The organism is Thioalkalivibrio sp. ALE16 (assembly GCF_000381305.1).
Taxonomy (GTDB): Bacteria; Pseudomonadota; Gammaproteobacteria; order Ectothiorhodospirales; family Ectothiorhodospiraceae; genus Thioalkalivibrio.
Window position 1 is genome coordinate 112862 of record NZ_KB906354.1, and the last position, 20773, is coordinate 133634.

The 20773-nt window shown below is 64.8% G+C and carries 17 protein-coding genes; 5 read left to right on the forward strand and 12 right to left on the reverse strand.

What is annotated here, in order from left to right; all coding sequences use genetic code 11:
- Nucleotides 1-43 precede the first annotated feature (43 nt).
- Together F627_RS0100585 and F627_RS0100590 are read right to left on the reverse strand one after the other, a co-directional pair.
- Nucleotides 44-358, reverse strand: coding sequence for a type II toxin-antitoxin system RelE/ParE family toxin (locus F627_RS0100585; RefSeq protein ID WP_019582981.1), 315 nt, complete (start codon nt 356-358; stop codon nt 44-46).
- Between the two features lie 6 nt (nt 359-364).
- Complete coding sequence (locus F627_RS0100590) at nt 365-598, reverse strand: addiction module protein (RefSeq protein WP_026331982.1); 234 nt, start codon at nt 596-598, stop codon at nt 365-367.
- A gap of 176 nt (nt 599-774) precedes the next feature.
- On the opposite strand from F627_RS0100590, the gene F627_RS0100595 reads away from it, so the two are divergent.
- A complete protein-coding gene (locus F627_RS0100595) occupies nt 775-1221 on the forward strand; it encodes a hydrogenase maturation protease (protein ID WP_019582983.1) in 447 nt (148 codons plus the stop codon).
- Here F627_RS0100595 and F627_RS16100 read toward each other — a convergent pair.
- Together F627_RS16100 and F627_RS0100600 are read right to left on the reverse strand one after the other, a co-directional pair.
- Complete coding sequence (locus F627_RS16100) at nt 1147-1959, reverse strand: RES family NAD+ phosphorylase (RefSeq protein ID WP_231370122.1); 813 nt, start codon at nt 1957-1959, stop codon at nt 1147-1149. The two genes, F627_RS0100595 and F627_RS16100, sit on opposite strands and share 75 nt — an antisense overlap.
- On the reverse strand, nt 1931-2302 hold the full coding sequence (locus tag F627_RS0100600; RefSeq protein ID WP_019582984.1) for an antitoxin Xre/MbcA/ParS toxin-binding domain-containing protein: 372 nt from the start codon (nt 2300-2302) through the stop codon (nt 1931-1933). The genes F627_RS16100 and F627_RS0100600 overlap by 29 nt, the downstream gene beginning before the upstream one ends.
- A 484-nt stretch (nt 2303-2786) precedes the next feature.
- Here F627_RS0100600 and F627_RS0100605 point away from each other — a divergent pair, with 484 nt between their 5' ends.
- The 4 genes from F627_RS0100605 (at nt 2787) to F627_RS0100625 (ending at nt 10757) form a co-directional block, all read left to right on the forward strand.
- The gene (locus F627_RS0100605) at nt 2787-5570 is read left to right on the forward strand and encodes a DEAD/DEAH box helicase family protein (RefSeq protein ID WP_019582985.1); all 2784 of its coding nucleotides are present in this window, start codon (nt 2787-2789) and stop codon (nt 5568-5570) included.
- Nucleotides 5570-7051: a restriction endonuclease subunit S gene (locus tag F627_RS16105; protein ID WP_081630695.1), complete on the forward strand. Its 1482-nt coding sequence runs from the start codon at nt 5570-5572 to the stop codon at nt 7049-7051. The genes F627_RS0100605 and F627_RS16105 overlap by 1 nt, the downstream gene beginning before the upstream one ends.
- A gap of 311 nt (nt 7052-7362) precedes the next feature.
- Complete coding sequence (locus tag F627_RS0100620; RefSeq protein ID WP_019582988.1) at nt 7363-9279, forward strand: ATP-binding protein; 1917 nt, start codon at nt 7363-7365, stop codon at nt 9277-9279.
- Entirely contained in the window at nt 9276-10757 is a 1482-nt protein-coding gene (locus tag F627_RS0100625; RefSeq protein ID WP_019582989.1) for a class I SAM-dependent DNA methyltransferase, read from the forward strand. Before F627_RS0100620 ends, F627_RS0100625 begins: the two co-directional genes overlap by 4 nt.
- A 42-nt stretch (nt 10758-10799) precedes the next feature.
- On the opposite strand, the gene F627_RS0100630 is transcribed toward F627_RS0100625, so the two are convergent.
- The 8 genes from F627_RS0100630 to F627_RS0100665 all read right to left on the reverse strand — a co-directional run bounded on the left by F627_RS0100630 (nt 10800) and on the right by F627_RS0100665 (nt 20467).
- On the reverse strand, nt 10800-11690 hold the full coding sequence (locus F627_RS0100630; RefSeq protein WP_019582990.1) for a PfkB family carbohydrate kinase: 891 nt from the start codon (nt 11688-11690) through the stop codon (nt 10800-10802).
- Between the two features lie 18 nt (nt 11691-11708).
- Nucleotides 11709-12995 carry a GGDEF domain-containing protein gene (locus F627_RS0100635; RefSeq protein ID WP_019582991.1) on the reverse strand — a complete coding sequence of 429 codons (1287 nt, stop codon included), beginning with the start codon at nt 12993-12995 and terminating at the stop codon, nt 11709-11711.
- An 87-nt stretch (nt 12996-13082) separates the two neighbouring features.
- Entirely contained in the window at nt 13083-13964 is an 882-nt protein-coding gene (locus F627_RS0100640; protein ID WP_019558370.1) for an endonuclease/exonuclease/phosphatase family protein, read from the reverse strand.
- Between the two features lie 37 nt (nt 13965-14001).
- On the reverse strand, nt 14002-15642 hold the full coding sequence (locus F627_RS0100645; protein WP_018867698.1) for an acetolactate synthase large subunit: 1641 nt from the start codon (nt 15640-15642) through the stop codon (nt 14002-14004).
- Between the two features lie 39 nt (nt 15643-15681).
- Nucleotides 15682-16314 carry a thiol:disulfide interchange protein DsbA/DsbL gene (locus F627_RS0100650; protein ID WP_019582992.1) on the reverse strand — a complete coding sequence of 211 codons (633 nt, stop codon included), beginning with the start codon at nt 16312-16314 and terminating at the stop codon, nt 15682-15684.
- Nucleotides 16315-17487, reverse strand: coding sequence for a c-type cytochrome biogenesis protein CcsB (gene ccsB / locus F627_RS0100655; protein ID WP_019582993.1), 1173 nt, complete (start codon nt 17485-17487; stop codon nt 16315-16317).
- Nucleotides 17488-17513: 26 nt separating this feature from the next.
- A complete protein-coding gene (locus F627_RS0100660) occupies nt 17514-19580 on the reverse strand; it encodes a cytochrome c biogenesis protein ResB (protein ID WP_019582994.1) in 2067 nt (688 codons plus the stop codon).
- A gap of 263 nt (nt 19581-19843) precedes the next feature.
- Nucleotides 19844-20467, reverse strand: a complete 624-nt coding sequence (locus F627_RS0100665; RefSeq protein WP_019582995.1) for a cytochrome c — start codon at nt 20465-20467, stop codon at nt 19844-19846.
- Between the last annotated feature and the right edge of the window lie 306 nt (nt 20468-20773).

Consider the following 20773-nt stretch of genomic DNA (forward strand, 5'->3'; position numbering starts at 1 on the left):
TCAGGGTGGGGGACGCGCCAGGGCCTCCCGAGACCCGCGGGGTCTACCGTTTCATACGGGAGCGCCAGTAGCCGGGGCGCCGTGCGTGATGAGCAAAGGCAAGGACGATGATGCGGCGGGAAGACCCGAGGAAGACGATGTCATACGGGAAGCGGCGCAACACCAGACGGCGCACGCCTTTCCGGCCCAGATGCCCCGGCATGGGGCTGCCGGAGACCAGACCGTCTTCAAGCAGTTCGAGGCCCGCGTTCAGCGACTCGCGAAACTGCCGCCCGAGCCCGGGCTGTTCGTGTTCGTACCAGTCAGCCGCCGCTTCTGCTTCATCGGCCGCGGCGGCGACGATCTCCAGTATGGGCATCCATGCTCATCCGGTCCGGTCCCGCAAACGTCGATTGAGTTCGTCACGCGAGAGGGTTTCCGCGTCCCCGCTCTCGATCTGCGCAAGGCGGCGGGCAATCTCCTGCTCCCAGGCCGAGGCGACGCCGGTGTCCGGCGCCCCCTCCAGAGTCTCCAGAAGATCATGCACCAGCCGTGCACGCTCCGAGTCCGGGAGCGCTCGCGCCTGGTCAAGAATGGTTTCGAAGTCGTCGCCCGGCATGTCTGACACTGTCCCCGAGGGATGGGAGTCTTTCAGGTTACGCCTGTACCGGAGCGTGTTCCAGCGAGCCTGGGCATCCCAGGGCTGGCCGGAGACCATCACTCTTGCTGGGAACCGATCCGGCAAGCGAATCGCATCGTGGGACAAAGCTCGTGAGTACTGAAAAGGGCCCGCTAGTGATCGGTATCGGCAACCCCTGGCGCGGCGACGACGGCATCGGCCACGCCGTGGTGGACGCGCTGGCCGATACCCCGGGCCTCGCCACCGCGAAGAGCCACGGCGAACCCGCCGAACTCATGGAACTGTGGCAGGGCCACGACCCGGTGATCCTAGTCGATGCCATCGTCACCGGCGCCGCCCCCGGCACCCTCCACCGCCTGGATGCCCGCGAGCCCCTGCCGCGCGGCGCGCGCTACTCCTCCCACGGTATCGGCCTCGCCGAAGCCGTCGAACTTGCCCGCTCCCTGGGCGAGCTTCCCCAGCACGTCATCGTGCACGGCATCGAGCCCGCCTGCCTCGAGGATGGAGCCGCCCTCTCGCCCGAGATCTCAGTTGCCATTGTCCGGATGTGCGAGAACATCCGAATGGAACTCACCGGGCCCCGGCCTGGCGCCTCTCGCTGACCGGAACCCTATGGGGGACGGATCAGGCGGAGGATGAGGCCGGGAAGGTAAAGGACTCATCCCGGCCGGCCCGGATGCAGTTGCTTTCGCTGGCGCCCAGGTAGAGATACCAGGTTTGCTGGGTAAGAGGTTCCGCTGCGTGAATACTGCCGGGGCCAGGAGCACCAGATTGGCGCCTCGCTGAGGGTCGCGCACAGATTCATAACGGATGGCCTGGATACCGGCTCGTCGCGCTTCGGCAGCGAGCGCCCGGGTGGCGGTGTAGTCGTCCGGGTGGGTCCACTGGGCGCGATCCTTGTTGAGCGGCGGACGGGTCAGGTCCAGGTGACTCGGGGTGCGCCAGGCGACGCTGAAGACCGTGAGCGATTCGTGGGCGTCAGGTAACGGTGTGCCCGGGGACGCCTCGAAAAAGTGTCGGCGCCAGTAGCTGAACTCGGCCAGTCCGGTGCGGACGGCTTCGGCACAGTAGAAGACGCCCTCGCCTTCCTGGGGTCGACGGAACCGGGAACCGAAGGGCGACGGCGGATAGCGGAACGGCGTCTTGAGGAGGTAATGCAAATGCGCCGTATTGGCGGGAAAGGCGGGCTTGGTCTCCTCCAGAATCGCCTCCAGCACTTCCTGCTCGTCCCGGGTACTCACAAGCTTGCGGGTAGACACGGTGTACTGATGCTCCACCACCCGCCATCCCTCGCCGTTCGCAGGCGCGGCTTCAGATGCGAGCGCGGTGTGCGTCCACATACTCGACTACGCGAGCCAGCCCCGCCACATTGTCCACCAGGTCTCCCGGAACACCGTGCAGGTCGGCATTGGGATTGCGCATCCAGGCCCGAAGGGAACGCTCGTCGCCGGCCGTGATGGCGTCAAGTCCCCGGTAGAGACGGACCAGCAGGGCCGCGATCTCCCAGTGCTTGGTGCGCTCGTCCAGGAAATAACCACCGGCGTACATGCGGCTGATTGTAGCGGGGCTCAGCCCCAGGGCCCGGGCCAGCTCCGACTGTTTCATGCCGAGCCGTGCCCCGGCCTGCGCGACAGCCCTGGTGAGTACCTCCTGGCGCTGTTCCGCGTTTGCCGTGTGTTCCATATGGCCCCCGGACAAGAACGATGGTTTCTATAGAAAATATAGACATGCTGTCTTTCTAAGGCAAACACATCGCGTAGGTGGCAGTCGCAGTGTGCTATTGGGCTGGAGAGGGGTTCGCGGTGAAACAGGGGTGGTTGTAGCGGTCTTCTTGCTCGACCCCGCGGCTCTTGCCATAGAGAGCTCTCATTTGTTGCTCACCGATGCGGGTGGATGAGCAACAAAGGCGGTTGATGTTAACGGGATGCCCACAATGGCCGTCCACGTCAATTGTCGGCTTTTTCTTGACCGCAAGCCGTCTGGACTGAACTTCGTTCGTTTCGGGTAGCGTCCTTCCAAGCCGGTCCATCGCCATTAGGGATTACGTTGGGCACAATCAATCTGTGGTTACTCAAATACGCCTGCGCCCGGACGCGCCGCAGGCGCTGCCCGGGTTTCGCGCACACACGTCCCGTGTGCCCCGATCACGCAATCATCAGGATGCTCCATGCTCGACAATCAAACCCCGGAACAAGCCGCACGCGAGCGAATTGATCAGCAGCTTCGGGCGTCGGGCTGGGAGGTGCAGAGCCTGGCGGAACTGGACCCGTCGGCCGCACGCGGTGTAGCGGTGCGCGAGTACCCGACGGATACGGGACCCATGGACTACCTCCTGATGGTGGACGGCGAACCGGCGGGCCTGATCGAGGCCAAGCGGGAAGAGGAAGGCCACCGCATCAGCAAGGTGGAGGAGCAGTCGGCCCGCTATGCCAGAGCAAAGCTGAAGCACGTGGGCAAGGCCGATCTGCGCTTCATCTACGAGGCCACCGGTACGCTCACACGCTTTACGGATCGCGCTGATCCGGTACCCCGCGCGCGGGACGTATTCGAGTTCCATCGCCCGGAGACCCTGGCCGAATGGCGGTCCCAATCGGCCTCGTTCCGCGCGCGCCTGCAGAACCTGCCCACGCTGGGCTCCGACGGCCTGCGCGACTGCCAGTTCCACGCCATCAACAATCTGGAGACCTCGTTCCGCGAGAACCGCCCCCGGGCGCTGATCCAGATGGCCACCGGCGCCGGCAAGACCTTCACCGCCATCACCAGCATCTACCGCCTGCTCAAGCACGCCGGGGCGAAGCGCATCCTCTTCCTGGTCGATACCCGCAACCTCGGCGTGCAGGCGGAGAACGAGTTCCACCAGTACCTGCCGCAGGACGACAACCGCAAGTTCACCGAACTCTACACCGTCCAGCGCCTGCGTTCGCCCCATGTGCCCACCGACGGCCAGGTCTGCATCAGCACCATCCAGCGGCTCTACTCCATCCTCAAGGGCGAGCCGCTGGACGAGGAGGCCGAGGATGAGCCGGGCGGCCTCGACACCCTGCGCAAGGAGCCGCTGCCGGTGGTCTACAACCCGAAGGTGCCGCCGGAGTTCTTCGATGTCATCGTCATCGACGAGTGCCACCGCTCCATCTACAACCTCTGGCGGCAGGTGATCGAGTACTTCGACAGCTTCCTGGTCGGGCTGACCGCGACGCCGGACAATCGCACCTACGCCTTCTTCAATCAGAACGTGGTCAGTGAGTACCCACTGGAGCAGTCGGTGGTCGACGGCGTCAACGTCGACCACTTCGTCTGGCGCATCGATACCCGCCTGACCCGCGAGGGCGGCCGGATCGAGGCGGAGGAGACGGTCGAGCACCGCGACCGCCTGACCCGCGAGCAGCGCTGGCAGCAGCTCGACGAGGATCTGGAGTACGCCGGCAGCCAGCTCGATCGCAGCGTGGTCAACCCGAGCCAGATCCGCACCGTCATCCGCGCCTTCCGCGACGCCCTGCCGCGCATGTTCTCCGACCGCCACCTGCCGGAAGAGGAGGGCGGGTTCGAGGTGCCGAAGACGCTGATCTTCGCCAAGACCGACAGCCACGCTGACGACATCATCCACATCGTCCGCGAGGAGTTCGCCGCCGGGAATGACTTCTGCCGGAAGATCACCTACCGAATCGACGGCGATCCCCAGAGTCTGCTGAACAGCTTCCGCAACGACTATAACCCGCGCATCGCCGTTACCGTCGACATGATCGCCACCGGCACCGACGTGAAGCCCATCGAGTGCCTGCTGTTCATGCGCGACGTGAAGAGCCGCAACTACTACATGCAGATGGTCGGGCGCGGCACCCGCAGCCTGGACGCCGACGGCCTGCGTCAGGTCAACCGCACCGCCCGCGGCCCCAAGGCGCACTTCGTGCTGGTCGACGCCGTCGGTGTCAGCGAGTCGAAGAAGATGGAGACCGGCAGCCTGGAGCGCAAACCGAGCGTGCCGATGAAGGAGCTGATGCAGGCCGTGACCATGGGCGTGCGCGACCCGGACAGCCTGAGCAGCCTGGCCGGCCGGCTGGCCCGCTTCAGCAAGCGGCTCAACGACGAGCAGCAGCGCGAGGTGCGCAAGCTCACCGGCGGCCCCGATCTCAACACCATCGCCTCGGAACTGCTGGCCACCGACGACCCCGACGCCCTGCGCCGCGCCGCCCGCGAGACCCACCAACTGCCCGAAAGCGCCGAGCCGAGCCCGGAACAGCTCGAAGCGGTCCGCGAGGAGCGGGCGAAGGCCGCCACCGCCGCCATCACCGGCCCGCTGACCACCTTCCTCGAGGACGTGCGCCAGCGCCAGGAACAGGTGGTGGACGACGTGAACCCGGACGAGCTGGAGGTCAGCGGCTGGGAGACCGACGCCGAGATCCAGCGCGAGCAGCTGCGCCAGGAATTCAGCGAATGGCTGGAGAACCACCGGGACGACATCGACGCCCTGACCATCTACTATCAGCAGCCGTACCGGCGGCGCGAGATCACCGCCCGGGCCATCCGCGACCTGCTCGAAGCGCTCAAGCGCGAGAAGCCGCAACTGGCCCCGGCCCGCGTCTGGGACGCCTACGCCCGGCTGGACGAGGTGCAGGCGCGCCGGCCGGAGAGCGAGCTGGCCCAGATCATCGCCCTGGTGCGCCGGGTCAGCGGCTGGGACGACCAGCTCACCCCCTACGCCGACACCGTGCGCGCCAACTTCAAGCGCTGGGTCTTCGGCCGCCACTCCGGCAACCAGCCCAAGTTCAACGAGGAACAGATGGCCTGGCTCGAAAAGATCCGCGACCATATCGCCGCCAGCTTCCACATCACCGTGGGGGACCTGGACTACGCCCCTTTCGACGCCGAGGGCGGGCGCGGACGCATGTGGCAGCTGTTCGGGGAGGATATGGAGCAGGTGTTGGACCAGATGAATGATGAGATGGCGGCGTGATGGCTGAGAAAACCCAATCCAAAATGTGGGCGCAATGCAAATTGGGAGATGTCATTTCTCTGGAATATGGTAAAGCTCTAAAAAAAACCACGAGAAATGAGTCGGGGGTGTTCGATGTCTATGGTTCCAGTGGTGTCGTGGGAAAGCACGATGAAGCTTTGGTTGAGGGGCCTGCGATTGTTGTTGGGCGAAAAGGATCCGTTGGTTCGGTGTTTTACTCACATGGTGGTTTATGGCCGATTGATACGACCTATTTTGTGAAGCCGCCGAAAGGCGTCGATGGAAGGTTTTTAGCGCTTTACCTTAAGTACCTTCGCTTATCTGACCTTGATACATCAACTGCGGTTCCGGGGCTGAACAGGGACGACGCGTATCGTTTGGAGGTCGCGATTCCACCAACCAACGAGCAACGCCGCATCGTCGCCAAGATCGAAGAACTCTTCTCCGAACTGGACAAGGGCGTGGAAAGCCTGAAGACCGCCCGCGCCCAGCTCAAGACCTACCGCCAGTCCCTGCTCAAGGCCGCCTTCGAAGGTCGGCTCACCGAACAATGGCGCCGCGACAACGCCGATAAACTTGAAACTGCCGAGCAACTCCTTGAGCGCATTCGGGAAGAGCGTGAAGCGCGCTACCAAGAGCAGCTGAGGGATTGGAAGGCCGCTGTAAAAGAATGGGAAACGAACGGGAAGTTAGGGAAAAAGCCTCGTAAACCACACAGACCGAAGTGGGATGTGGGTGATGCAGCGAATCGCTCAGGAAGCCTGCCGGGTGGTTGGGCCAATGCCAGGATAATAGACATCGCCTTTGTCGGGACCGGAGTGACACCTCTGAAAAAGCGACAAGGCTATTACGAGGGTGGGAAGATACCATGGGTGACAAGTGGAGCTGTAAATGACCTCTATGTCCAGGAACCTTCTGGCTGGGTGACCGAGACCGCACTCGAAGAGACAAACCTGCGGTTGTACCCGAGAGGAACATTGCTTGTTGCAATGTATGGTGAGGGTAAGACGCGTGGAAAGGCGTCCGAGTTGGCAATTGATGCCACTACCAACCAAGCTCTAGCAGCCATCGTAACCGAGGGGCTGACCGCGCGTATTAAACCTTACTTGAAATGGTTTCTGGTTCATAACTACGAGAGCATAAGGCAGTCATCGTCTGGTGGTGTTCAGCCAAATTTGAACTTGGGTATTGTCGAAAAGTCAGAGTTCCCGCTTTGCTCGCTGGATGAGCAAGACCAGATCGTGAACCAAATCGAATCAGGGGTTTCCAGGTTGTCGCAGCTGGAAGAAGAGCTTGAAGCCTCTTTTCGGAGAGCAGAGCTGCTCCGCCAATCCATCCTCAAACGCGCCTTCGAAGGCAGGCTCGTCCCCCAAGACCCCGACGACGAGCCCGCCAGTGTCCTGCTGGAGCGCATCCGCCAGGAACAGGCGGACGCCGCAGGGTCCAAGCGGGGCAAGCGCAACGCCGGGGCTACGGCATGAACCTGATCAGCGCAAAGGTTCGGTCCACCACTGTTCAAACGTGCCCGGTATTGAGCAGCTCCCGCCTGACCTGCTCAAAAAACGCGTTTTCTGAGCAGGTCGTTGGTCGCCTGCCTTCAGGAGGATGACGATGGCATGGGATGGTCGAGACCCCTTTCCGCCGCATGTGCCTTTGGAGAGCACCTCGGTGCTGCGGGCCCTGGTGGCCGCCTACGGGAGTCTGGCCAAGCTCAAGGGCGCGGCCAAGACGATGCCCAACGAGGGTGGGTGGTTGGAGATGAGAATGAGTGAACAGATGTGGGGGCCTCGGCATGAGCCAGGTTACGGCACGAGCCATCCTTGAACAGCTCCGGCAGCTTGATGAGTCGGACCGCGTCGAGGCCAAACGTGCCTCGGGCATTGGCGAGTCTTTGATGGAGACGGTCTGCGCCTTCGCCAATGAGCCGGGTCTGGGCGGCGGCTGGCTGTTGCTGGGCGTGGAGAAGGCCCCGGGCGCGCCCGGGGATTACCGGGTGTGCGGCATCGAGGATCCGGACAAGTTACTCAATGATCTGCACTCGCAGTGCGCCAATATCTTCAATGTGCCGCTGCGGGTGCAGGCGCGCGCTGAGGTGCTGGATGAGGGCACGGTGATTCTGGTGGAGGTGCCGGAGGCCGAGCCGGCCTCCCGGCCGGTCCACTTCGCCAGAAAACCGCTGCCGCGTGGTGCGTGGCGCCGCGGACCCAACGGGGATTACCGCTGCAATGAAGATGATCTGGCTGCGCTCTATCAGGGCCGGGCCGGCCTGAGCTTTGATGCGTCGACCCTGTCCGGGGCCACCCTCGATGACATCGACCCGGACGCCATCACCCACTACCGCAATGCCCGACAGGCGGTGAACCCTGCTGCGGAGGAGCTGAATTTCTCCGACGACGAACTGCTGGAGGCACTGGGCGCGGTGGCTCGCGAGTCGGGCCAGTGGCAGCCGACGGTGGCCGGTGTGCTGCTGTTCGGGCGCCGGGGTGCGCTGCGCCGCCTGTTTCCGGCCAACCGGGTCGACTACATTCGCATTCCCGGCAAGGAGTGGATTGAGGACCCGGACGACCGCTTCACGACACTCGACCTGCGCGACACCTTGCCCCGTCTGATCCAGCGGGCTACGGCGGCTGTCATGGACGACCTGCCGCGCGCCTTCCAGCTCCCGGAAGGGGAGATACGCCGGGACGAGAAGACGGTGCTGCCGGAGAAGGTAGTGCGGGAGGCGGTGGTGAATGCGGTAATGCATCGCAACTACCAGCGGCAACAACCCGTCCAGCTACTGCGTTACAGCAATCGGCTTGAGGTTCAGAACCCGGGTTATTCCCTCAAGGCCCTGGAGGAGTTGGGCGAGGCGGGGTCGTTGTGGCGCAATCCCGTGATCGCTTCGGTGCTTCACGAGATGGGTCTGGCGGAGACCAAGGGCAGCGGGATTCGTGTGATGCGTCGGTCGATGGAACAGGCTGGGTTGTCGCCGCCGAGCTTCGAGTCGGACCGCTACAACGACCAGTTCTCGGCCACCTACCTCTTCCATCACTTCCTGAGCGAGGAGGATGTTGCCTGGCTCGGGCAGTTCCGCCATCTCGGGCTGGGCGAGGACGAACAGCGGGCATTGATCTTCGTCCGGGAGACCGGCCGCATCACTAACTCCGATTACCGTGACCTCAACCGGGTCGATACCCTGACCGCCAGTCAACGCCTGACCCACCTGCGGGATTTGAGGCTTATCGAGCAGGTGCCGCGCGGCCCGGCTACCTACTATGTCCCCGGTGACGAACTGGGTGGCCGGTCCAACGAAGACGAGGACGACCTGTTTTCCAACTTGTCACAGGAGTCCGCAGCCTTATCACAGGAGTCCGAGGCCTTATCGCAGGAGTCCGAGGCCTTATCGCAGGAGTCCGAAGGGGAAGCATCCAGTCAGGCGTACCGTGAACAGCTGCTGGCCGAATTACCTGACGAACTTAGAAGAGAGTTGGAACGAATCGGGCAACGCAGCCGAGACCCGAAGAAGATACCCCGGCTCATACAAGCGCTTTGCGCCCTCAGGCCTTACGGCACCCGTGAGTTGGCGGTTCTTTTGAAGCGCCGACGGGACTATCTGCATCGCCAGCACATCGCCCCCCTGCTCATCGAAAGAGTCGTGCAATACCAGTTTCCCGACGAGCCGAACCGCCCGGATCAAGCCTATATCGCCACCGAGGAGAAGGAATGAACGCCGAAAGCCTCGTCTCCAGGGTCTGGAACTTCTGCCACATGCTCCGCGACGACGGCGTGAGTTACGGCGATTACCTGGAACAGCTCACCTACCTCATCTTCCTCAAGATGGCAGACGAGTACAGCCGGCCGCCGTGGAGCCGGGATATAGGTATCCCCGAGTTCTACAACTGGCAGAGTCTCAAGGCGCGCAAGGGTTCGGATCTGGAGGGTCACTACATCGAGCTGCTGCGCGAGCTGGGGCAGGAGCGCGGCATGCTGGGCCAGATCTTCACCAGGGCGCAGAACAAGATCCAGGACCCGGCCAAGCTGGCACGCCTGATCAAGCTGATCGACGACGAGACCTGGGTGATGCTTGACGCCGAGGTGAAGGGCGACATGTACGAGGGGCTGCTGGAGCGCAACGCGCAGGACACCAAGTCCGGCGCCGGCCAGTACTTCACCCCGCGCCCGCTGATCCGCGCCATGGTGGAGTGTGTGCAGCCGCAGCCGGGCAGGACTATCTGCGACCCGTCCTGCGGTACCGGGGGCTTCTTCCTCGCCGCCTACGACTACATCAGGGACCACCACATGGCGGAGATGACCGCCGAGCAAAAGCAGGCGCTCAAGCACTCCACCTTCCACGGCAACGAGATCGTACCCAGCGCGCGCCGTATGTGCTTGATGAACCTCTTCCTGCACAACATCGGGGATCTCGACGACGAGCCGACAATTTCGCCCACCGACGCCCTGCTGGGGGAGCAGCCCCGGCGGCACGACTACGTGCTGGCCAATCCGCCGTTTGGCAAGAAGAGCACGCTGACTATCACCAACGAGGCCGGCGAGCAGGAGCGCGAGGAGTTCGAGTACAACCGCCAGGACTTCTGGGTAACCACCTCGAACAAGCAGCTCAACTTCGTCCAGCACATCCGCACGCTGCTCAAGGAGAATGGCCAGGCCGCCGTGGTGGTGCCGGACAATGTGCTGTTCGAGGGCGGCGCCGGCGAGACGGTGCGCCGCAAGCTGCTGGAGACCACCGAGCTGCACACCATCCTGCGCCTGCCCACCGGCATCTTCTACGCCCACGGGGTCAAGGCCAACGTACTATTCTTCGACGGGCGCCCCGGCCGCGCCGAGCCGTGGACCGACGAAGTCTGGTTCTACGACTACCGCACCAACATCCACCACACGCTAAAGAAGAAGCCGCTGCGCGACGAGCACCTGCGCGAGTTCGTCGAGTGCTACAGACCCGGCGAGCGTCACCAGCGCCAGGAGACCTGGAGCGAGGACAATCCCGAAGGCCGCTGGCGCCGCTTCAGCCGTGACGAGATCTTCAAACGCGACAAGACCAGCCTCGACATCTTCTGGCTTCGCGACAAGTCCCTTGGTGATCTGGATAACCTGCCCGAGCCAGACGAGATCGCCGAAGAGATCATCGAGAACCTAGAGTCCGGGCTGGAGAGTTTCCGCTGCGTCCTGTCCGAACTGCGGGGATAAAATCAGCTTTTTCCGACCGAACCCAGTACGACCCGGCGTGCCTCAGGCCCGGGGCCACTCGCGCGTGGCTTGCTGGTAGAAGGCCGGGTCGTCGGTGGTGGCGCCCTGCAGGGTGCAGACGGAGGCGGCAAATCGGAGGGCGCGCTCCAGGGTGGTCGCCCAGGGCCAGGCGTTTTGCAGGCCGATGATGGCGACGCTGGCGAAGGCGTCGCCGGCGCCCACGGCGTCGCGGAACCCGTCGACGGGCGGTGCGGGTGCCTGCCAGTGCTGGCCATCGGGCTCGTGGATGGCGGCACCACCGGCCCCGTGGGTGACGATCAGGGCGGAGCGGATCGCGGCCCGTTCGAGCAGCGCGGTCGGGCGCTCGGCCTCGGCGACATCCGGGGCCAGGGTCGCGGCCTCGTCGGTGTTCAGCTTCACCACATCGGCGCCGCGGATCAGCGCGAGGACGTCGTCGGCGTCGTACCACGGTGCCCGCAGGTTCACGTCGACGAAGCGCTGGCGTGAGCGGGCCCGCAGGCGTTCCAGCAGCTCGCGATTGCCGGTGCGCAGGGCCAGCGTCCCGTGATAGAGGAGCATGGCCGTAGCCGGCAGCTGCTCCGCCCAGTCCGCCGGGACGTCGTCATAGGCCTGGCCGGGGACGATGGTGTAGCTCGGCTCGCCCTGCTCCAGGGTGACGCGTACCTCGCCCGTTGGGGCCGTGGGGTGCTGGTACAGCCCGCGTGTATCCATCCCGATGTGGTGCATGCGTTCCCGCACGCGGCGGCCATCGGCGTCGTCGCCGATGCCGCCCACGAAGCAGGCGGCGGCACCCAGCTGATGCAGGTTCCAGGCGACGTTAAAGGGTGCGCCACCGAGGACGCGTGTGCCGTCGGAGAAGCCGTCGAACAGGACCTCGCCGAAGATCAGGTGAGATGGGGGCGTGCCGTGCATGGCGTCTCCCGGGATCGGTCAGTCGTTGGCGCGTTCAATGCGGTCGCGCCCGCGTTTCTTGGCCTGGAGCAGCGCGTGGTCGGCCGCGTCGAAGATCGACTCCGGGGTCGCGGCGGGATTGATGCCGGCCAGGCCCGCGGAGATGGTGACCTTCAGCCGGGTGTTCCCGGCGCGCACGATCAGGCGATCGACCGCCTCGCGGATAGTGTCCGCCTGTGTATGGGCGGCCGCGGGCTCGCGGTAGAGGATCATCACGAATTCCTCGCCGCCGTAGCGCGCGACGAAGTCGGGTGCGCGGACCCCTTCGGCCAGGATCTCGGCGACCGCCCGCAGGACCTTGTCGCCCGCGCTGTGCCCGTACTCGTCGTTGATGGTCTTGAAGTGGTCAATGTCCCAGACCAGCAGGGAGGCGGCGCCGGCCTTTTTCAGTTCCGCCGGGAGCTGGGCCAGGCGCTGTTCGAAGGCGGTGCGGTTGGGCAGGCCGGTCAGGCTGTCGCGCGTGGCCTCGGCGCGAGCCTGTTCCAGGCGCGTGCGCAGGGCCTGCACCTGGCCCTCCAGGCTGCGGCCCTTGGAGCGCAGGGCGCGGTTGCGCTCCAGTGCTGCCAGCAGCTCGCTTTCCTGTTCTTCGCGAAAGGTGGTGACCCGCTCCACCATGCGGTCGAGGCCGCGGCTGACCTCGGTGCGCAGGGTCGCCAGATCGTCGACGTCGACGACCCGGCCCTTGATATGGGCGACATCGCCGGAGATCCCGGCATGCAGCTCGGACACGGATTCGCGGGCGCGTTCGCCGCGGGCCTCGTCCTCGGACAAGGCGGTGTCGACGTCCTCGAGGCGGTGCCAGATCTCGCCGACGACCTCGGTGAGCTCCTCGCGCTCGGTCATGGCCTTCTGGCACTTGTCGTGCAGGACCGTGAACAGACGGTTGAGGGTGCGTTCGATCTCCGCCTTGTCGCGGCGGTCAGCGGCCCGGGTCAGGGCGTCCACCTCGGAATCGAGGAACTCGAAGCCGTGCAGGCCGCGGCGCACCACCTCGAGGATGCCCTCGGCAAGATCCTGGCGATGGTCGCTGGAACGTACCGCGTCAGCGAGCTGGCCGCTCAGGCGGTCCAGCCAGGCGGTGTCGCCGGGGTCGGACTCGATGGCCCGGGTCAGGTCGCGGACCGCGCCCTCCAGTGCCGGCACCTTGGCGGACACCACCGCAAGCGAACGCAGCGCGACTCGGCGGATCGTGTCCTGCAGGGCCCGTTCCCGGTCCAGCGAGCGTTCGAGCTCGATGATGGTTCTACGCAGATCGCTGTCGGACATCGGGAAATCCCGGAAAGGAGGCGTGTCTATTTAAACGCGTAATACGGGTAGATGCCACCGGGATCGTACCCGTATACGGGCAACGGTTTAGTGCGCTGGATCATGAAGGGCCTGGCGCTGCGGCAGTTCGATCTCGATGCCGACCGGGAGATGGTCGGACAGCGCAACGTTGTAGACGCGCACGTCGCTGACATGCAGGTCGGGGGTCAGCAGGATGTGGTCGAAGACCAGGCGCGGGTCCCAGGCGGGGTAGGTCGCGGGGCAGGCCATTGGCTCCATCAGGCCGGTGCGCGCGACCAGCTGGCGCAGTTCCTCACTGTCCTGCTGGCAGTTGAGATCGCCCATGACCACCGCATGGGGGAGGTCCTGGATGTGTTCCGCGACGTAGGCCAGCTGGGACTTGCGGGTCCGCTTGCCGAGGGCGAGGTGCAGCAGGAACAGGACCAGTTCGTCTCCGTCGCCCATCGCGTAGTGCGCCTCGATCGCGCCGCGTCCCGGCAGGGCGCCTGGCAGGCGGTGCATCTCGACCCGGTCCGGTTCCAGGCGCGAGAACAGGGCCAGGGAGTGCTTGGCGAACTGCCCGAGATCCCGGTTGATCCGGTTGTAGGTGTACGGGAACTGCGCGCGCTCGGAGAGATAGGACGCCAGATCGACGAAATTGCTGCGGATGCTGCCGCCGTCCAGCTCCTGCACGCCGACGATATCGAACTCGGAGATGAACCGCGCGACCCGGTCCAGGTTGTCCATGCGCCCGCCATAGGGGAGCACGTGCTTCCAGCTGTTGGTGACGTAGTGATGCAGGCGGGAAGAGTGGATGCCCACCTGGGCATTGAAACTCAGCAGACGCAGGCGCTGGCTGCCCTGTTCGTGCTGGTAGCTCAGTTGTTCCGGGGTGGCGGTTTCCGGTTGCGCCTCGCCTTCGGGGCCGGGGGGCGTGGCACGACGGTCGCCGGGCGCGATCGACGTCATCGCGGGTGGTCTCCTGCTGGAGGGAAAGTCCGTGTTCTCAGAATGGACAAACCAGCTCGCCCAAACGTTCCGTCAGCTTCATGTTCTCGCTGTAGTCGACCGGGCAGTCGATCACGGTCACGCCCGGCTCCACCAGGGCCTCGCGCAGGGCCATTTCGAGGCTGTCTCCCGGTTCGATGCGCACGCCGCGGGCGCCGAAGGCGCGGGCCAGCTGGACGAAATCCGGGTTGCCGAATTCGACGAAGGCCTTGCGCCCGTACTCGCGGACCTGCTTCCACTCGATCAGGCCGTAGGCGTTGTCGTTCCAGATCAGCACCACGAAATTCAGGCCCAGCCGGACCGCGGTCTCCAGCTCCTGCACGTTCATCAGGAAACCGGCATCGCCGGTGACGGCGACGACCTGGCGTTCGGGATGGAGTTTGGCCGCGGCGATGGCGCCGGGCAGCGCGATCCCCATGCTGGCGAAGCCGTTGGAGATCAGGCAGGTGTTGGGTAGCTCGCAGCGGAACATGCGCGCCATCCAGAGCTTGTGGGCGCCGACATCGGTGATCATGATCGCGTCGAGATCCGCCGCGGTGCGCAGGTCCCAGATCAGCTTCTGTGGCTTGAGCGGCACCTGGGTGTCGTCGCGGTGCTCGTTCATGTCCTCGATCAGGCTCTGGCGCAGCGGGCGCAGGATGGTCTCCTCGCGCGGACTGACCTGCTCGGCCAGTCGGTGCAGACACGTTGTCAAATCCCCGAGGACCTCGGCCGTCACGTTGTAGTGGCCGTCGATCTCGGCCGGGGCCGAATCAATGTGGATCAGGGTGCGGTCGCCGTCCGGATGCCAGAAGCTTGGCGGGTATTCGACTAGGTCGTAGCCGATGCAGACGATCACATCGGCCTTGTGGAAGCCGAAGTTCACGAAGTCCTGGCTCTGCAGCCCGACCGAGCCGAGCGCCAGCGGGTGGCGGAACGGCAGTACGCCCTTGGCCATGAAGGTATTGGCCACCGGGATGTTCAGCGCGCTGGCGAGCGTGGCCAGGGCCCCGCTGGCGCCGGAGCGGATCACACCGTTGCCGGCGAGGATCAGCGGGTGGTGGGCCTCGTTCAGCAACCGGGCCGCGGCCTCCAGCGAGGCGTCGGCCGGCACGGCCGCCGGGCCGGCGTGGACTGGCAGGGGCGGGTTGGGGCACGGCTGCGAGGCGATGTTCTCGGGTAGTTCGAGGAAGCTGGCCCCGGGTTTGCCGCCTTCGGCCCACTTGAAGGCCTTGCGCACCACCTCCGGGAGAATCTCGGGCTCGACCACGCTGGAGCTGTACTTGGTGATCGGCTGGAACAGGCCCTTCAGGTCGAGGACCTGATGCGATTCCTTGTGCAGGCGATGGGTGCTGGCCTGGCCGGCAATCGCGACCAGCGGCGCGTGATCCATATTGGCGTCGGCAACGCCGGTGATCAGGTTGGTGGCGCCGGGACCCAGGGTCGCGAGGCAGACGCCCGCCTTGCCCGACAGGCGCCCGTGGACGTCGGCCATAAAGGCGGCGCCCTGTTCGTGGCGCGTGGTGACGAATTCGATGGAGGAGTCGGCCAGGGCATCGAGAACGGCCATGTTCTCCTCGCCCGGCAGACCGAAGATGCGTTCGACGCCCTCCTGCTCGAGGCATTCGACCAGGCGCTGGGCGGTGGTCGGCGTGCTCATGCTGAAGGCGCCCCGGCGGCCCGCAGCATAAGCCGCGCGCTAGCCGCGGGCACGTTCGATCAGGTAGTCGGCAACCTCCAGCATCTCGTCGTGCCCGCCGGCCATGCTGGCGGAGACGATGGCCTCGCCATTGATGACCAGGGTCGGCACGCCGCCAACGCCGTAGTCCTGCACGGCCTCGGTGGCCTCGACGATCCGGCGGCGGATCGCGTCGGAGCGCATGGTCTCGCGGAACTCGTCCGCATCCAGCCCGCGCTGGTTGATGAAGCGCAGAATTGCGCTTTCCGAGCGCATCTGACGGCCCTGATCGTGGATCGCGTCGTAGAACGCCTGATGCACGTCGTCGAGCACGCCTAGTTTCTCGGCGGTGTAGAACACCCGCGCATGCAGCGCCCAGACGTCGTTCATCGGCGCCGGGAGGTACTCAAACTGCACGTCGTCGGCCAGGTTCGGCTTCCAGGCCTGGACCTTGGGCTCGAAGGCGTAGCAGTGCGGGCAGCCGTACCAGAACACCTCGACCACCTGGATCTTGCCGTCCTCCAGCCCGGTATCCAGCGGGGGCTGGATGGCCCGGTAGTGCTGGCCCTCGCGGAACTCGGCCGCGAGGCTGGTGCCGGTGGCGAGGAGCAGGCCGGCGCCGCCCAGGGCGCCCATGAATTCACGACGCTTCATTTACAGTTCTCCGTAGGAGTGCAGGCCGGACAGGAACATGTTCACACCCAGGAATGCGAAGGTGGTGATGAACAGGCCAATGATCGCCCACCAGGCCATGGTCGGCCCGCGCCAGCCCTTGGTGAAGCGCATGTGCAGCCAGGCCGCGTAGTTCAGCCAGACGATCAGCGCCCAGGTCTCCTTCGGGTCCCAGGACCAGTAGCCGCCCCAGGCCTCGGCCGCCCACATCGCGCCCAGCACGGTGGCGATGGTGAAGAAGGCGAAGCCGATCGCGATGGCCTTGTACATCACGCTGTCCAGGGTGTCCTTGGACGGGATGCGCTGGGTAATGGCCGCATCAGGTCGCGTGCGCTCCAGCCGGTTCCGGATCAGGAAGGCGACACCCAGCATCGCGGCGATGGCGAAGCCGCCGTAGCCGACAAAGTTCGTGGGCACATGGATCTTCATCCACCAGCTGTTCAGGGCCGGCACCAGGGGTTCGACCACATGCGCCTCACGGTCGAACATGTACCACAGCAGGAAGGTCACCGCGGCCGCGATGACCAGCATGACGAAGGCACCCATGTTGCGCGAGCCGGTGCGCTGTTCGTAGTACAGGTACATCAGCGTAGTCAGCGCCGCGAACAGGATGAAGACCTCGTAGAGGTTGGCGACCGGAATGTAGCCCCAGGTCGGGTCGGTCAGGTAGATCTCGCGCCAGCGCACCAGCAGCGCCATGGCCCCGGCGCCCGCACCCACCCAGGCGAAGGCGGCGCCTACGCGGGACGGGAAATCGGAGCTCGAGAACAGGCCCATCAGATAGGCGACGGTGGAGAGGTAGAGGAACACGCTCATCCACATCACGCCGGCCTGGCCGGAGCCGATGTAATTCAGCCAGAAGTTGGTCTCGTTGGCGGCCAGGTTGTCGCCGTAGAGCCAGATGCCAAACAGGGCCAGCACCCCGACGATGATCGAGAAGGCCTGCCACGGACGCCAGAACCAGCCCATCCAGGCGCTGGTGCCGACGGCGAGGATCAGCCCGCCGATGTCGTAGCGGTCCATGTTCTCGCCGTAGAGCGTCAGCGAGATCACCGCCACGGCGGCCATCAGGGCAAAGTAGGCCCAGTCGCGCAACTGAAGTTGCCGGAAGAAACCGGGCCGTTCGAAATCCAGGGCCTCGTGGGGTACTGACATGGTGTGCTCCTCCGACTACTTGCGGGTCATGCGTTCTTGTTTTGGTCTTCGCGTTGCGGGTCCGAACCGACCGGCTTCTGGTCGATGATCCACCGCTTAAGATGCGCGAAACGTTCCTCGAATTCCACCTGGTGGCGGTTGCTGGTGCCGGCCATCACCACGTGAGTGCCCTCGCCATCATCGCGCCGCCGCGCCATGATCCACAGACGCTGGTACGACACGTAGAACAGCAGGAAGATCCCGACAATCAGCATGGTGCTGCCGGCGTAGACCGTGCTCTGGCCCGGTGCGCGGGCGATCTGCAGGCCCGAGGCCTCGCGGTGCTCGAAGTCCTTCAGGTGGAAGAAGAACGGCGACTGATACAGGCTGATCGCGTTAATCGCCGAGATCGTGTCCTCCAGGAAGCGCTGTTCCTCTTCCTGGATCGAGACCACACCCTCGTCCTGCAGGACCTCCATGTAAAGCCCCTGCAGGCCGGCGTGGAGGATGCGGATCATCAGGTCGCGCACCTCGTCGATGCGGTCGGCCGGCACGCGGCGCTCGATCTCTTCGTGCACGGCCATATAGCCGCCCTCGGCGAACAGGCCCATCAGCTCGGCCGTGGTGCGGGCGATGGCCTGGGTCTGCTCGTTGGGCACCGTCTCGTCGTCGCTCGCCACCTGACGGGCGATTGCGTTGCGCACCTCGGGGTTGTGCAGCATCGCCAGGTAGGTGCGGAAGCGCTCCAGCGAGTCGTCGGCGTCGGCCGGCAGGAACAGGTAGTGGAATTCGTCCGCCGGGCTTTCGCGCACGCCGCTCAGGAAGTACATCGCGCCTTCCTGCAGGGCCGGGCGCTGGTAGTTGCGGTAGTACAGGCCGTGGCCGGTGCGGTCCATCAAACGAAAGTCAAAGCTCGGACCCATCTGGCGGTTTTCCCGCACGCCTTCCTCGTTGAGGAGTGGCACCACGTTCTCGGACTGGAAGTTGGTGAACTCGATGGTGCGGGTGTCGCCGGCGGGAGTGGGGATCTCGACCTCCTGGAACACGCGCCCCGGCACTTCGAGTGCCTGCAGGGCTTCGGCGCCCAGCGGGATCGCATCGATGTCCAGCCGCGTCCCGCCGTCGGCGAAGCTCGCCTGATAGATCGCGTAGCCGTTGTAGATCAACGGGTGGTTGACCGAGATGGTGTGACGCAGCGGTTCGTCCCGGTTCGGATCGTGGATGACCAGGTCGGACTCGTAGGAACTCTCGGCGCCGGTCGAGAAGCGCTCGATGCGGAACTCCTCCAGCTCGATGCGGAAGGGCAGCTCCTGCACGAAGTAGCCCTCGCGCATCGGCAGGAAGACCACGTTGGCCGACGCCCCCTCGGGGATCTCCACCGAGCCGCGGAAGGACGGGTTCCATTCCGGTATCCAGGCCGAACTCGGGACCTCGGAAATCGGCACGCTGCGAGTCTCGATCTCCAGGTTCCCCAGCCATTCGTTGATCTTCAGCAGGGTCGTACCGTCGGCCAGCGCGCCCACGCAGATCACGACGATCCCGACGTGGGTCAGCAGGTACCCCAAGCGGTTCCAGCGCCCGCGCATCGCGGCGATCACGGTCTGACCGTCGCTGGTCTTTTCGCGGGCCTTGAAGCCCTGGGCCTTCAGTACGCGATGGGCATGCTGGACGAAGTCGTCCGGTGACTGGTCCAGGTCGCCGGTTGCGCTCGAATGGAAGGAGCGCAGGGACTTTTCCTTGACCTGCAGATTGTAGCGGCGAAGGTCCTTCAGCAGCCCGGGCGACTGGCGGTACACGCAGAACGATGTGGAAATGACCAGGAACGCCACAACCAGCAGGAACCAGGTCGCTGAATAGACCTGGTAGAGCCCCATGCCGGCAAAGATCTCGTGCCAGAACGGCCCGAAGTCCATCAGGTATTCGGTGTAAGGCTCGTTCTGCACCAGTACGGTGCCGATCACCGAGGCAATGGAGAGCGCCACCAGCAGCGTGATCGCCAGGCTCATCGATCCCATGAAATCGACGAGGATCCGGCTGCGCCTGGGCTTGCGGGCGGCCTTCTGGCGGGACGCGGGGGCCGGGCCGGCGGTGGCGGCCTGATCGTTATTCGACATGCTGAAACCTGCTTTGGCCTTACGGACTATGCGAAGCAACCCGACAGGGCTTCAATTTTCAAGACAAACTGCGCGGGCGTTGCGCGAGCAGTGGATGGACCGATGATCCGCCCGGGAGTTCGTGCGCCCCACCATGACGCCCCTGTTCAGGATTGCATTCCAATTGGGGGGCGTTTCCCGCGCCCACGAAAAAGGGGCGGCCTTGGCCGCCCCTTCCCTGGGTCGCTTCGCCGCCGGTCCTGCGCGGCGTACCCAAAGCCGAATCAGTTGCTCGGCTGCAGGCCCGCCATGTACTGGGACACGGCCTCGATGTCTTCATCGGACATGTTGCGCGCGATGTTGCGCATCATGCGGCCGTTGTCGTTGGCGCGGTCACCGCTGCGGAAGTAGCGCAACTGGTCGGCGCTGTACTGCGCGTGCTGGCTGGCGACGGCCGGGAACATGGCTTCCGGATTGCCGTTACCGTTCGGGCCGTGGCAGGCGATGCAGGCGGCGACGTTCTGCGACGGTATGCCGCCACGATAGATCTGTTCGCCGCGCTCGACGACCGATTCGTCGGCGGTGCCGGCGCTGATGTCCTGTTCGGCGAAGTAGGCGGCCAGGTCGCGCATGTCCTGCTCGTCCAGATTGGCCACTTGGCCCAGCATCAGGCTGTTCTCGCGGCGCTCGGACTTGTAGTCCTGCAGCTGCTTCACGGTGTACTTGGCGTGCTGGCCGGCCAGCTTGGGCCATTCCGGGTTCACACTGTTGCCATCCGCCTGGTGGCAGGCCGCGCAGGCTTGGGACAGACCCTGGCCGCGCTGGGGATCGCCCGCCTGGGCCGCCGACAGCGGGAGCAGCAGGGATACGGACAGGGCAGCAAAGAGAGCGGAAAGCTTGTGGTTCATGACGGAGAATCTCCTGCTTGTAAATGCGTGCCGGGTCGCGACCCGTTCCTTGTGCCCCATCGTAGGGCGATCAACATAAGGGGCGCAGTTTATAGCACAATGCTAATTTGTGCTCAAAAATAAACCGAGTCCGGCACTCGGCCAAGGGAAGCACTAATGAATGTACACGCTCGCGTTGGCACCCCAGGTTTTCCGAGACAAGGCGCGTCGCGCAGCGGGTAGTGGTTCTACCCGCAAGCGGCGCAACGCAGGATCGGGGAACCTGGGGTGCCAACCCCACAAGCCATTGAAAGCAGGGGCTCGGCC